Here is a 14,824-nt window from a genome sequence, read left to right on the forward strand (position 1 = left end):
CGGACCTCCTAGGCCGTCCGCGCCAGGCGGTCGGCGGACGGCAGTCCGGCGAAGACCTGGGAGATGTCGACGAGCTCGGTGACGTGGCCGGAGACGACGGCCGAGCCGGCACCCCCGGTGGAGTCGAGCGGCGTACGGGTGTCGAGGGTGGTCTCGACGATGTCCAGGATGGCCGCGACCACGACGCCCGCGCGCTGCTCGCCCTGGCGGCACACGACCACCTGCAACGTCGACAGGCCGGGGTGGCCGCCGTCGCCGTGCAGGACGTGGTCGAGGCGCACGAGCGGGAGGATCTGGTCGCGGTACTGGACGACCTCGTGGTGCCCGGCGCGCTCGACGCGGCCGCGCTCGATCTCCTCGAGGCGGTCGACGGCGGAGACCTCGATCGCCGCGCGCCGGCCGTCACCGAGCTCCACGAGCAGGATCGATGCCGCCGCCTCGCCGGTCTCGGCACCCGTCACGGTGCCGGCACCGAGCTCCGACTCGGGGCTCATCCCCGCCCGCCGGGCCAGTGCCGTGGCGTCGAGGATCAGGGCGACCGCTCCGTCGCCCATGATCGTCGCGCCGGCGTAGACGGTCTCGGTGTCGACGGCCTGCCTGGCCCGCTGGCCCGACCGCTCCGGCGCGGCGGAGGCACCGGGCAGGTTGCGCAGGTGGTGGCCGAGCGGCTTCACGACGATCTCCTCGGTGTCGAGGATGTCGTCGACGACCAGGCCGTACTGCTGGTTGTCGGCCTTGAGGACCACGATGTACGTCGTCTCGCGCTCCACGTCCGGCAGGTCGAGCTGCTCGCGCAGGTCGACGAGCGGCAGCAGCCGCCCGCGCAGCCGGTAGACCGGGGAGCCGTGGACGGTCTCGATCGCCGTCGCGGCCTGGGTGGCGTCGAGGCGGACGAGCTCGAGCAGGTTGGCCTGCGGGATGGCGAAGCGGTTGCTCGCAGCCGCCACGACGAGCGCCGGGATGATGGCGAGGGTCAGCGGGATCCGGATCCGGACGGTCGTGCCCCGGCCGGGCTCGCTCGTCAGGTCGATCGCGCCGCCGATGCGCTCGATGTTGGTGCGCACGACGTCCATCCCGACGCCGCGGCCGGACACGTTGGTGACGCCCTCGGCGGTGGAGAAGCCGGGCGTGAAGATGAGGTTGACCGACTCCTTGTCGTTGAGCCGCGAGGCGGTCTCGCGGTCCATCAGGCCCTTGGCGACCGCCTTGTCGCGCAGCTTGACGGGGTCGATGCCCGCACCGTCGTCGACGATCTCGATGTTGACCTGGCCGCCCTCGTGGAAGGCGCGCATCGAGAGCGTGCCGGTGGCCGGCTTGCCGGCGGCCTCGCGGTCCGCCGGGCTCTCGATGCCGTGGTCGATGCTGTTGCGGACCAGGTGCGTGAGCGGGTCGCGCACGGCCTCGAGGATGGTCTTGTCGAGCTCGGTCTCGCGGCCGTGGAGGACGAGGTCCACCGTCTTCCCGAGCTGCATCGACAGGTCGCGCACGACGCGCGGCAGCTTGCTCCACAACGTGTCGATCTGCTGCAGGCGCATCTTCATCACGCCCTCCTGCAGCTCCCCGGCCACCAGGTTGAGGCGGTGGGTGGTGCGGGCCAGCTCGACGTCCTCGCGGGTCGCGACCCGCTGCTGCATCTGGTTGCGGGTGAGCACGAGCTCGCCGACCATGTTCATCAGCGAGTCCAGCAGCGCGACGTCGACCCGGATGGTGCTGTCGGCCACCGAGCGGCGGCCCTCGCCGTGGTCCTCCTCGACCGGCGCCTGGACGACGGCCTCGGCCGCGGCCGGCTCGAGCTGGGGAACGACCTCGAGGACGGGAGCGACGGGCACGACGGGCTCCGGGTTGACCGGAGTGACCGGGGTGACCGGCGCGTCCGTCACCTCGACTGCCTCGACGGTTGCCTGGACGATTCCCTCGACGGCGTCCGCGACCGGTGCGGCGGCGGCGGGCTCGGCGGGCTGCTGGCCGTCGAGGACGGCCGAGAGGCGGGCGACCAGGTCGTCGTAGGTCTCGCTGCCCTCGTTGCCGGAGTGCTCGATGCTGGTGAGCAGTGAGCGGACGGCATCGACGACCTCCAGCAGCAGGCTGGTCAGCCCCGGGGTGAGGGCGATCTCGCCGTCCCGCAGGCGGGCCAGGAGGCTCTCCCCCACGTGGGTCACGGACTCGAGCACCGAGAAGGCCAGGAAGCCGCTCGTGCCCTTGATCGTGTGGATCGTGCGGAACACGCTGGCGAGCAGAGCCGTCGACGACGGGTCGCGCTCGAGCGCGATGAGGTCGCGGTCGAGCTGGTCGAGGTTCTCGTGGCTCTCGACCAGGAACTCACCGATGATCTCCTCGAGACCGTCCATGGCGTCCACCGTCGTCTCCGTCCGCAGGGAAATGGTTCGTGCAGGACCATGGATCGGCCCCTGCGGGCCCCACCTGAGCGACGCAGCGGCGTTCCGGGCCGAAGGTCCCGTCCGGGGCGGCCCGCACGACCCAGCAGGCATGGCCCGGTCGGGTGGGTGGATGGCCCGAGTGGGTGGTCGGGGCGAGCTGCGGACGCGCAGGACCCCGGCTCTCCCGAGCCGGGGTCCTGCCGTGGTGGATCAGCGGAAGCGGAACTCCGCTCGGTGCTCCGAACCGTCCTTGAGCCGCAGCACCAGCGTCCGGCACTGGCCGGCCCACGCCTTCGAGGTCTTCCAGACGTAGTGGTAGCGCTGGGTGGTCGGCTCGTAGGTCAGCACCGCCGCCCCCGGGGTGTCGGTCGACTCGATCGCGTCGTAGGTGCCCGCTCCCGAGCAGGTGGTCTGCCCGGACTGCGGGAACCCGGCCGCGAAGATGTCGAGACCGCGATCCCCACCGAGGGAGAACTTCACCGGCACGGCCTGACCCGCCTTGACCGTGTTGACCACGGGAAGGTTGTCGACCGGCTGGAAGAAGCCGTCCCAGGGCCAGCTGACCGGCGCCGGCGCGGTCACCCGCACCGTCACCGCTCGGGTCGTCACGGCCCCGTCGTCGTCGACGGCGGCCACCTCGACGACGTACGACCCGGGCTGGGTCCAGGCGTGGCGCAGGGTGCAGGTGCCGGCCGACGCGGTGCCGGTCGACTGCGTCCCGTCCTTCCAGTCCACGGTGCAGCGCACCGTGTCCTCGGGGACGTCGGAGACCTGACCGGTCAGGGCGAGCTCCTGCCCGACCGTGCGGTCCGCGACCGGGGCGACCACGAGCGTCGGTGCCACGTTGCGCACCGCCACCTCCACGATCCGCTCGACCACGGTGGTCCCGTCGTCGACCGACACGGTCACCCGGCGCGTGGCCGGTCCGTCGCCGACGGTGAGCCGCGCCGAGAGGCCGTCAGGGGAGACCGCCAGGATCCCGCCGTCGACGTGCCAGGTGGTCGTCACGTCGTCGTCCTCCGGGTCGGCGACCACGGCCCGCAGGTCGACCGTCGCGCCCTCGTCCGCACCGGCCGGGGCCTCCACCGACACCGTCGGCGGCTGGTTGGGCTCGGCCGCGCAGCTGGTCGAGCTGCCCAGGTCGAGGAGGAACGAGTCCAGCTCGGTGACGTCTCCGGGCACGAGGTCGTTGGCTGCCGACACGAGCATCAGCCAGCGCCCGTCCTCGGACAACGCGTGCCACGACGGCGTCAGCTGCGCCCCGCCGGTCTGCAGGCCGTCGCGCGGCTCGATGCTCACCCGCCGGGTGCGGCCGTCCTCGTGGAGGAAGACGTCCTCGGACTGGTTGGTGTCCCCCGGCACGAGGTCCGCCCGGGGGGACGACCAGACCGTGCGACGTCCGCAGGCGTCCAGGTCGAAGGCTCCCACCGCTCCGGTGCTCGTCAGCCCTCCGTCCGCCGTCGTCGAGAGCACGGTGGTGGCGCCGGTCGCGGCGTCGACCATGAGCACGTCGGACCGGGCGTCACGTCCTTGGAAGACCGCGAAGCGTGAGCCGTCGTCGTCCACCCAGCCGACCGCCTCGGCCCTCGTCCCGACCGGCATGGTGGTCGTCGTGAGGACTCCGTTGCGACGCACCTGCACGGTCCTGCCGTCCCAGCTCGCCCACGCGGCCGTGTGGCCGCCGGACGACCAGGGCGCGTGGACGTTCTGGTACGTGACCGGCAGCACGTCGAGCAGGATGTTCTCCCCGGACACGAGGTCGGCCTCGAGGAGGTAGGTGCACCCACGGTCGTCCGGGCAGGTCACCGGCTCGTCGCTGAGGGAGGCGTCGTCGGCCGAGAAGAGGACGCGCCCGTCGTCCGTGACGTCGTACGGCGAGGCGCCGTGCACGGCCGGACCCGACGGTCCACGCGACACCAGGACCGTGCGGTCGAGCTGCACGTCGCGGGCGAAGACCTGGCGCCACTGCTTGTCACCGATCCAGACGAGCTCGGTGAACAGCACCCACCGGCCGTTGGGCGACATGGTCGAGGCGTAGGCCGTCGGGCCGACCGGCGTCCCGTCGGGGCGGACCGTCACCACCTCGTGCTCGCCGGTGACCAGGTCGAGCACCGCGGACTGCTCCCCGGGCAGGGCCGGGTCGGTGTCCGGGTCCGAGTCGTCGGCGGTCTGCACCAGTGCCGTACGGCCGTCGGCGCCGAGGGCGGCGACGACGACCGGCTGGCCGCCGAGGGTGATCCGTCGCATCGCCCCGAGCTCCCGGTGCGGCGCGACGTCCACCCGGGCACTGACCACGGTCGAGTGCCCGGCCGCGTCGGTCACCCTCGCGCGCAGGCGCCCGTCGGTGACCGCTGCCGGGTACGTCGTCACGAAGGAGGACCTCGTCGGCTGCCAGTGGTGGTCGTCGACGACCCGCTGGCGCGAGGCGTCCCACGTGCCGTCGGCCTGGAAGTCCACGTCCACCCGTACGACGTCGAGGTCGGCGTCGTTGTGGTCGACCGTCACCCGCAGCGGGTAGTCGGCCTCGCCCCGGACGTCGAGGACCGTGGGTGCCGGCGCGGTGCCGGTCTGCACGAGCATCTCGGCGGTCAGGGTCGCCGGCGCGAGGTCGGCCGTGCCGGAGAAGGTGACGGTCAGCGGCAGCCGTCCGTCCATCACCGGGACGTCGAAGGTCACCGAGTTGCCCTCGGCGAGGTCGGTCGTCCGCACCTGGTCACCGAGGCGGTACTCCAGAGTGCCGCTGTCGACGATCGACGCGTCCTGTCGCAGGACCCGGACGGTGATCCGCTGGGGTGCGCCTCCCTTCAGGGTGGTCGGCGAGGTCAGGTCGAGCAGCGCGGACGCGCGGACGACGCGGATGGTCGTCGTGACGGTCTCGCTCCAGCGGTGCCCGTCCGAGACGCGCCACCGCACGGTGTCCGTCCCGGCGAAGCCCTCGTCGGGGCGGTAGCCGAACGGCGCCGTGCCGGACAACCGGCCGTGCTGGGGCTGCTCGACGACGTCGTACGCCAGCGCGGCGCCCTCGGGGTCGACGGCCCGCATGTGAAGCGGCGTGGTGGTGCTGCCGGGGACGTCCTGCGTGCCGGCGAACGCGATGGGCGCGTCGTCACCAGGACCGTCGTTCACACCGGTCACGTCGACGAAGGCGCTGACCAGTCGGGAGAACCCGCCCCCCGAGGCCCGCACGTCGACGACTGTCGGGCCGGACGCGACACCGGCGGTCAGACCGCTCCAGGTGCCGTCGCCCGCGACCGCGTCCCCGTCCGTGCCGTCGTCATGCAACGACGTGCCGGGGACGACCTGGCCGTCCCGGCCGGTGAACCAGGTCTGCACCTCGCCCGGCGTCACGGGGATACCCGTCACGCGGGCGGTGACGAGCACCTCCTCGGGCCCGGACTGCACGGCCGTGGCCTCGAGCCGGCTCGGCACCTGCTGCACCCAGGTCGACAGCGGCACCGTACGGCGGCGCGCGCCGTGGTTGACCACGGTGACGGTCCATCGACCGGCGGCCGGGTTGTCGGCCACCGCGGTGACGAACGGCGTCGGCCCGTGCACGTCGGGTGAGACGGAGGCGGGGCCGCCGTCGCGCTGGAGGCGTACCTCGAGGTCACCCGCCTCCGGAGAGGGGTCCGTGTCCAGCGCGGTGGCGAGCAGTCGCCCGGCCGCGGGGACCGGCACCTGGGTCGATGCGGAGGCGCCGGGCTCGAGCACCAGGTCGTCGCGGGCGACGAGCTGCGGCTGCTCGTCCGTGCCGGGCTCGGCAGCCAGCGCCGAATGCTGAGCGTCGACCGGCCTGCGGCCCTGGAGCCGCGGCAGGACGTACTGCGTGAACATCGCCTTCGAGGCGGTCATGTCGGTGTGCCAGGTCGCGAAGGTCTGCGTGTCCTCCATCCCACCCTGGCGCGCCGACCACGTGCTGACGACGGAGTCGGAGCCGCCGGGCCACCCGCAGGTGACCGGGATGACGTCGCCGATGCCCACCGAGAACGGCACGCCGTGCCGGGCGGTGACGACCTGGTTGAAGAGCCACATCGCATCGGTGCGGAGCTCGGCCGTCATCGGCACCCGGAAGAGGTCCGCGCAGGGCGAGCCGCCGTTGGGCGTGCCGAGCATGACCAGCCGCCGTACGGCGCGCGGGGCGGAGCCGGTCGCGTCCGAGGGCGGCGTCATGACGCCGTTGATGTAGGAGCGCGAGATCAGTCCGCCCATGGAGTGGGCGACGAGGTCGACCTGGAACGCCCCGGCCTTCCGCTGCGTCTGCGTGACGGCTGCTGCCAGCTCGTCCGCGTTGGCGCGGATCGGGCGGTAGCCCACGGGATCGGTGCGCATGGTGTCGACGGCCCTGCTCGTCCAGCCGTCGTGGGCGGCCTCGAGCATCGCGGGGTACGGCGCCCAGGTCGACGCGTCGCTGTTCATGCCGTGCACCATGACGACGGGGCGCGGCAGCACCGTCGTGGTCAGGGTGCGCTGGTCCCACAGCCCGCCGTCCTCCTCGACGGTGACGGTGAAGTCGACGGGACCCGCCTCGGCGCCCCGGTCCCACGCGAGCCCGTCGAGGGACACGGCGTCGGCGAGGTCGACGGACCGTCCGGGAGCGAGGGACACGTCGTGGGTGGCGACGACGTCACCGGACGGGTCGAGCACCGAGACGGTCCCCTCGTGCTGCTCGACGTCGTCGTTCTGCAGCGTCGTGAGGACCCGTGCCGGGTTGCCCTCGACGGCCGTGTCACCGGCACGGACGAAGGCGGTCGGGTCGGGCCACGCGGCTTCCTGCAGCTGGGCCCCCAGGCACAGCCGGCAGCCGGCGCCGTCCTTCATCAGCACACCGGTGCGCGGGCCGTCGGGTGTCCAGCCCTCGACGACCAGGGTGCCCTGGTCGTTGACGAGCTGGGTGCGGTTGAGGTGCAGGGTGCCGCCGTACTGTTGGACGAGGAGGTCGTGGAGGGCGCTGTCGAGGGTGATCCAGCGTCCACGCCACAGGCGCGCGATCATGGACCCGTCTGCCTCGACGAGGGCTCCGGCCACCTGGCCGGTGGCGTCGGTGTCGAGGGCGACCGTGTTCGCACCCAGGTCGACCAAGGGCCCCACCCCCGGCCAGCGCCACGCGTGCGGCAGCCCGTCGACCATCGCGGTGCCGGCGAGCACGCCGGCGTCGGAGACGCCGACGACGTCCGCGCCGCTCCAGCCGGCGGGAGGCGAGAGCTCGCGCCAGCCGGACCGTCCCCAGGAGAAGAGCACCGGCTGCCCCTGTCGCCGTGCGACGCCGGCGAGCAGCCCCTCGTCGTTGGTGTGCAGGTCGCTGGTCCAGGTCAGGTCCGGCGTGGAGGGGGTCAGCCGGGGGACCGCGTCGTACGACGCCCAGCGCGCGAGGTCGCGGCTGCCGTCGGCGTGCTCGACGAGCCCGACGACCCGGCCGTCGGCGCTGACCGCGGTCGGCGAGGCGACCATGAGCGGCGGGTGGGACAGCAGGATCTCGCGACCGTGGTCGCGCACGCAGCCACCGCCGCCGCACGAACCGACGGCCACGTCGATGGAGCTCATGGCGACCGGCATGAAGCCGTCACGGGTGTCGGCGAGCTCACCGTCGGAGGGACGGAACACCCAGGCGAGGTCCTCGCCCACGGTCGGCGTGTAGGTGCCGGCCACCAGGGAGGTGCCCAGCGACGTCGGACGCCAACCGGCGCCCAGGCGGGGCATGTGCACCCACCGGTAGTCGGTGTCGAGGTGGTTCTCCAGGACGCGCACCTCGACGTCGCCCTCCTCGGTGCGGACGGCCGGCGACGAGAGGACGAGGTCGAGGCGCTCCTCTCCCTCCACCAGCTCGTCGTCGCGCAGGGGCAGCGCGATGCTCGTCGTGAGCTCGCCCGCCGCGATGGTGACGACGCCGGCGCCCGGTCCCGACCAGTCGTCCGCCGACGCCGAGCCGCCGACCGCCCTCCAGTCGATCCGCACCGGCGTGGCCCGCGGCCGGTCGAGGCGCAGCTCCACCCGTGCGGTGTCGCCCTCGTAAGCCGCGGTGTCGCCCGCCGTGAGGCACGACGAGCGGACGAGCGTGACGTCGCCGGCGGTGTAGGTGAGGTCCGACCCGCACGCGGCCGAGCCGTCGAGTGCGCCGAAGCGACCGGTGACCGGGGAACCGGTGAGGATCGTGGCCTCGTCCTCCACGGCGTCGACGTCCTCGACCGAGAGGGTGCCGTCGAGCTCGACGGGACCCGTGACGGTCAGCGAGGACGAGGCGGGGTCCTCGATCGCGAGGGTGCCCTCCGGGTGCTGGGTGTAGTACCCGTCGACGGTGAGCGTCTCGTCCTCGAGGACGACGGTGCCCGTGTTGCGCACGTCCCCGACGAGGAGGCCGTGTCCGGACACCGCGCCGGAGACGTAGACGCCGGCGCCGTCCCCTCCGACCGTGCCGCCCGTGAGCACGAGACGACCCGTGCGCGTGACGTCGACGACCTGACCGGCGGTGACGGCGACGTCCCCGGCGACGTGGAAGGCGCCGACGAGGGTGAGCCGGCCGTCGATCCGCCCGTCGCCGTCCACCGTCGTACGGGCGGCGAGGAGGTTGCCTCCGCCCTCGACCGCGAGGTGCTCGGTGACCAAGGTGGTGGTGGTCAGGCGCGACGTCCCTCGCGCGACCAGACGGCGCGTGGTCAGCAGCGAGTCCGAGCCGGGCTCGCTGAGCAGGGACGCGCCGCCGAGGTCCACGAGGTCGGTGGCGAGCCAGCCGCCCTGCACCACGTCGAGCCGTCCCGCCTGACCGCCGTACGACGCAGTGACCGTGAGCGTGTCGACCTCCCCGTCGACCCGGGTGAGTCGGCCGTGACCTCCCACGGCCAGCACGGGCGTGGCGAGCATGTCCGTGGTGTCGGCAGGAGCGCGCAGCTCGCCACCGGTGCCGAGGTCCACGCGCGTCGTCGCGGCGAGCCGCGCGGCGTCGAGCCGACCGCCGTCGAGGGACACCGTCGTGGCGGAGACTCCGTGCGAGCCGAGGCTGAGCACACCGTCGCTGGTGACCTCGAGGCTCTGCGTGTCGAGGTCGGTGCCGAACGCGACCCGGGCCCGGTCGACGTCGACCTCGGCCGTCGACGGTGCCTGTCCCACGCTGGCGCGGGTGGCCGCGCCGGCGTACTCGGTCGCACCGGCGCCGGTGGCGGTCCCGGTCTGCACGACCTCGCCGCTCAGGACGAGACGGGCACCGCCGCCGACGCGAACGGGCCCGGTGAGGCGGACCGTGCCGGTCTCCGCGCCGAGGACGAGCAGCGTGTCGGTGGTGTTCGGGGTGGACTCGGTCGAGTCCGGCGTGATGGCCACGGTGGCGGGGACCTCGACCGTCTCGGGCCCGACGCGCCAGTCGGCGTCCGCCCGGACGGCGACCTCTCCGGCGAGGTGGAGCCGGCCGCGGCCGTCGATCGAGCCGCCGCCCGCGAGCTCGGTGGTACGCGCGACCTCGAGCGAGCCGGACTCGTCGATGACCATCTCGGCGTCCTGCGTGGCTCGCAGGTGCTGCGTCAGCAGCTGGCGGTCCAGGCGCTGGTACGGCGCCCCGCCGCGGCGGGCTTCGGAGACCAGCGCGGTGCGCTGCGGGTCCGCGTCGTCCGGCTGCCCCACGTAGGTGCGGCCGGTGCCGGTCAGGTCGCCGGCCGCCCAGCGGTAGACGCCGTCGACCCAGATGTCGCCGGGACCGGTGAGGGTGCCGGCGACCTGCTCGACGCGCCCGAAGCGGGACTGCCCCCCGAGCGAGAGCCGGCCGTCGACCAGCGTGAGGTCGGGTGCCTGCACGCCGCCCTCGACCACGAACGACGCGCGGTGCTCCAGGTAGAGGAAGAGCGGGGAGGTCGACACGATCGCCCCGGCGCGGATGATCTCGTCCGCGCCGGAGTGGACCGTGACGGTGACCCCGGGGCCCGCGTCGATGCACACCCGGTCGAGGGACTCTGGCACGACGCCGGTCGACCAGTTCGCGGCCGCGCTCCACTCGTCGTACTGGCCGGCTCCGGTCCAGGTGACGTCGCAGTCAGCGCCCGCCGTCGTCGGCGCCGCATCCGCGCCGGGCGCGACGAGCGCCACGAGGACGGCCGTCGCGCACAGCAGCGCGAGCAGGGGGCGCCGACGGGTCGGCGGCGGGGGGGTGGAGCGGCGGGTCGTGCGCATGGGTCACCTTCGAGGACGTGGTCGGTCGGGATGCGACCACCGTCGACGTCGCTCCTTGGGCCGCGCTTGTGCCGGTCTTGGGCCACGTGGACGCACCTCGGGCCTCGGCCCCAAGCCGCGCGTCAGTCGCGTGCAAGCAGCGCAGCCGAGCCTGAGGTCGGGCAGCGGGGCACCCGGCCCCGGCTGCCACCGACGTCGAGGAGAACGAGATGACCACCACCACGACCCAGCTCCTGCTGCCCGGCCAGGCCGCCGCCCACCCGGGGCCCGTCGACATGAACATCATGTACGTCATGCACCGCGGCTTCCGTCGCGACCTGGACCTGTTCACCGCTGCCGCTCGCGCCACGCCGGTGGAGGACCGCGGGACGTGGCGCCGGCTCGCCGAGAGGTGGGGCGTCTTCGCCGCGATCCTGCACAACCACCACGAGGGGGAGGACACCGCGCTGTGGCCGTTCCTGATGGAGCGTGCCGACGAGGACGACCGGGCGACCCTGGAGGCGATGGAGGCGGAGCACGCCGAGATCGACCCCATCCTGACGGCGTGCGCCGCAGGGCTCGAGCACCTCGCCGGCCATGCCGACGCGGACGCACAGCGCGCGCTCGTCGTACGGCTGACGGCCGCGCGCGAGCGGCTCGGGGCGCACCTGGCCCACGAGGAGTCCGACGCGATCGCCCTCATCCAGCGGGTGATGACGCAGGAGGAGTGGGAGGAGGTCGACCAGGCGTTCAAGGAGCACCTCACCCCGCGGCTGCTCCTGCAGATCGTGCCGTGGGGCCTGTCCGGGCTGCCGGACGAGGCGACGCAGTGGCTCTACTCGCAGCCGGGGGGCGCGGTCTACCGGCTCGTGGGAGCGCTGACCCGGCGTGGCTTCGCGCGTCGCGAGCGGCTGGCCTTCCGCCACGTGCCCGACGCGTGAGGGACCACGGTCAGAAGCCGAGCCGCCGCCGGACGCGGTCGAACCAGGCGGCGGCCACTGGCAGGTCCCACCTCTCCATCAGCGTCGCCGCCTCGTCGGCGTGCCGGGTGGCCAGGGCGAACTCGCCCGCCGCGTGCGCCGCGAGGGCGACGTAGGCATCGACCGGTCCCTCGACCGCACCCGAGCCGGCCTGGGTGCTCTGGCCGGTGAGGGGCACCAGCCACTCGTAGCAGCGGCTGCCAAGGTCGCGGTCGCCGACGTGGGCGGCGGTCTCGGCCGCAGCGGCTGCGTGGAGCTTGGAGAACCAGCTCTCCTCGAGCAGCTCGAGAGGGCGATCGGCGAGCCGGCGGCGCGCCTCCTCGACCTGACCGGAGCGCACCAGGGCCTGGCAGACCAGCGCGTCAAGGGGCAGCGGGGAGGACGGCTCCGCGGACACCAGGTACGGCACCAGGGCGGACGGGTCGCCCTGCCACACCGCGACGGCGAGGGTGGCCCCGAGCAGCGCCTCGTCCATCTGGCGGAGCGTGACGCGGGTACTGGCGTCCTCGAGCCTGCGGCGCGCCTCGACCGCCTCCTCGGCCCGGCCGGCCATCGCCAGCCAGCCGACCACGAGGCTGTCGAGCACCACTACGCCGTACGTCAGCCGGAGCCGCTCCGCCTCGGCGCGCGCCCCCGCCTCGGTCTCCCACATCTCCGCGACGCGACCGAGCTCGCCGAGGACCACGGTGTGGAGGGTCGAGCTGGAGACGAACCGTGCGCCGTCCCCCAGCACGAGGCTCACTTCGGTCGCCTCGCGCGCCCAAGCCTCACGCTGCGGGGCCGTGCTCGGACGCTGGGCCGAGATGAAGGCGGCCAGCAGGGCGTCGACGAGCAGGGACCCGTCCCCCAGCCGTCGGGCCATCGCGATCGCCTCGTCGGCGAGGGCGGCCCGCTCCTGCGCGCTGGACTCGTAGTAGAGCTCGGCCGAGAGCGCGATCATCGCGCGGCAGCGCAGCGGCGAGTCCGTCCCCGACAGCTCCTCCAGACACTCCCGCAGCGCGGCGACCTGACGGTGGTGCACCTCCCCGTAGCGCGTGGTCTGCCAGAAGGCGCCGGCGGTGAGGGCGGACGCCGCGCGGATCCTGAGCTCGACGTCACCGAGCCGCTCGGCGAGGTCGAGCGCCTCCTCCGCGCTCTGCTCGAGGGCCGTCCACCGCCCGCTCGACCACTCGGCCTCGCCCCGGAGCATCAGCAGCTCGAAGAGCTGACGCTCCTCGAGGCCCGCGTCCGACCGCGCGGCCCCGACCGCCTGGTCGAGCAGGGCAGCGGCCTCGTCGTGGGCGTGCAGGTGGCGCGCGACCTCGGCCGCCCGCTCGAGCGCTCGCCAGGCGCGGTGGGCGTGTCCGGGTCCGGCGGCGAGCCAGTGCCGGGCGGCCTCGGTCTCCCGTCCGGTCACCGCCTCGAGTGCCTCGGCGACCCGCGCGTGCGCCCGGGCGGCCCGGCTCGCGCCGAGGCCGTCGTACACCGCCTCCCGGACGAGGGCGTGTGAGAAGGACCAGACGTCGACGTCGTCCTCGCGCACCAGGCCGGCGGCGCGGGCGGCGTCGAGGTGGTCGAGCACGGCGTCCTCGGTCGTGTCACCGCCGCCGGTTCGCGCCGCGGCGAGCGTGGCCGCCAGGTCGAAGGTCCGGCCCACCACGCTCGCCGCACGCAGCGTGGTGACCACCGGCGCCGGCAGCCGCTGGATGCGGCGGGTGACCACGTCGCTCACCGTCGACGGCGTGGTGCTCGAGCCCAGCAGCGAGGTCAGGCCGTCGTCCCTGGCCAGCCGGGCGAACTCCACGAGGTAGAACGGGTTGCCGTCGGTGCGCCGCGCCAGCGCCTCCACCTCGTCCGGGGCGGCCGGGCGCTCGCAGACGGCGCTCACGACCTCGGCCACGGCGGTCTCGTCCAGTCCGGCGAGGTCCAGCCGGACCCCGTGGGCCCGCGCGATCGCCTCCGCGACGTCGGCCAGCGCGTCACCCACGGCGGCGGCGCGCCAGGTGGCCAGGACGAGCACCCGTCCTCGCGCCACCGTCTCGACGAGATGGCGCAGCACCCGCAACGTTGGCACGTCCGCCCACTGCAGGTCGTCGAGGACCACGACGATCAGCTCGCTCCGGGCGGCGTCGCGCACCTGGCGCACGACGGTGTCCCACGTGCGGAAGGCCGCGCCCTGGTCCTCCTCGGGATCGACGTCGAGGTCGTGGCCGAGTCCCTGCAGCACCTGGCGCCACGGCCACAGCGGGGGTGCGCCCTCGTCCTGCGAGCACCGGCCCACCAGCAGGCGGGCGCCCCTCCGCACGGCGCGGGCGGCCAGCTCGGTGCAGAGGCGGGTCTTGCCGATGCCCGGCTCGCCCGTCACGGCCACGAACGACGGTGTGCCCGCGGTGGCCGCGCGCAGTGCCTCCTCCAGCTCCGCGAGCTCGGCGTCCCGCCCCGCGAGGGGCCAGGCGGGGAGGGCGAGCGGTCCGTCCACCCGCGCGGCGACGTGCGGCGTCGCCGTCGCCGTCGGTGTGCCGGCGAGGTGCTTCGCCTGCCAGGCGAGCTGCGGGTCCTGCCGCAGCATGCGCACCTCCAGCTCGCGCGCCTCGGGAGACGGCTCGACGCCGAGCTCGTCGTCGAGCAGGCGAGCGTGCTCGCGCAGGGCGGCGAGCGCGTCGCCCTGTCGGCCGGACGCGTAGAGCGCCAGCGCCCGGAGCAGCCACAGCCGCTCACGGGTCGGGTGGGCAGCCGCGAGGGCTTCGAGCTCGGCCGCCGCCGTGGCCTGCCGGCCGAGGGCCAGCGCGATGGTCAGGTGGTCCTCGAGCGCCACCAGGCGCAGCTCGTCGAGGCGCGCGCGCTCCTGCCGTACGGCGTCGCGGTCGCCAAGGTCGGCGTAGGCCGGGCCGCGCCAGAGCGCCAGCGCGGCCTGCAGGTCCGAGTCCGCGAGCAGCAGCGCGTCCTGCGCCAGCCGCGGGGCGCTGAGCGCGTCGGGCTGGTCGAGGCGCCGGTTGACGTCGGTCACCACACGCTGGAAACGGACGGCGTCGACCGCGTCCTCCGGGACGTGCAGGGCGTACCCCGACCCGGCCGTCACGAGGACCTGTGCGCGCACCCGAGGTGCACGGTCGGGCTCGAGCTGCGTGCGGAGCCGTGCGATGTAGGCGTGGAGGGTCCCGGGAAGGCCCTCCGGCGGCTCGTCGCCCCAGAGCATGTCGACGATCGCGTCGAGCGAGACCGGCCGCCCACCGGCGAGGGTCAGCGTGGCGACGACCTGGCGCGGCTTCAGGTTCATCGGGACGACGCGGTCGTCCGCACCGACGACCTCAGTCGCACCGAGCACGCCCACCCTCACGGACCCGGATCCTAGGGCCA

General features: G+C 74.1%; 4 protein-coding genes. 1 reads left to right on the forward strand and 3 read right to left on the reverse strand.

Annotated elements, in window-relative coordinates; genetic code table 11:
- Positions 1–8: 8 nt before the first annotated feature.
- Entirely contained in the window at positions 9–2,348 is a 2,340-nt protein-coding gene (locus L2K70_RS12430; protein WP_236402370.1) for a chemotaxis protein CheA, read from the reverse strand.
- Between the two features lie 240 nt (positions 2,349–2,588).
- The gene (locus L2K70_RS12435) at positions 2,589–10,529 is read right to left on the reverse strand and encodes a PxKF domain-containing protein (protein WP_236402377.1); all 7,941 of its coding nucleotides are present in this window, start codon (positions 10,527–10,529) and stop codon (positions 2,589–2,591) included.
- Positions 10,530–10,738: 209 nt separating this feature from the next.
- Between L2K70_RS12435 and L2K70_RS12440 the strand changes: the two genes are divergently transcribed.
- Positions 10,739–11,449, forward strand: a complete 711-nt coding sequence (locus L2K70_RS12440) for a hemerythrin domain-containing protein (RefSeq protein WP_236402379.1) — start codon at positions 10,739–10,741, stop codon at positions 11,447–11,449.
- A gap of 10 nt (positions 11,450–11,459) precedes the next feature.
- Here L2K70_RS12440 and L2K70_RS12445 read toward each other — a convergent pair whose 3' ends face one another.
- Complete coding sequence (locus tag L2K70_RS12445; protein WP_236402381.1) at positions 11,460–14,804, reverse strand: ATP-binding protein; 3,345 nt, start codon at positions 14,802–14,804, stop codon at positions 11,460–11,462.
- Between the last annotated feature and the right edge of the window lie 20 nt (positions 14,805–14,824).

Origin of the sequence: Nocardioides potassii, from assembly GCF_021648885.1 — a bacterium.
Lineage (GTDB): Bacteria > Actinomycetota > Actinomycetes > Propionibacteriales > Nocardioidaceae > Nocardioides > Nocardioides potassii.

Excerpts from the sequence above, each read along its gene's own strand:
- L2K70_RS12435 (WP_236402377.1), bottom strand. The coding sequence starts at position 10,529 with ATGCGCACGACCCGCCGCTCCACCCCCCCGCCGCCGACCCGTCGGCGC.
- L2K70_RS12440 (WP_236402379.1), top strand. The coding sequence starts at position 10,739 with ATGACCACCACCACGACCCAGCTCCTGCTGCCCGGCCAGGCCGCCGCC.
- L2K70_RS12430 (WP_236402370.1), bottom strand. The coding sequence starts at position 2,348 with ATGGACGGTCTCGAGGAGATCATCGGTGAGTTCCTGGTCGAGAGCCAC.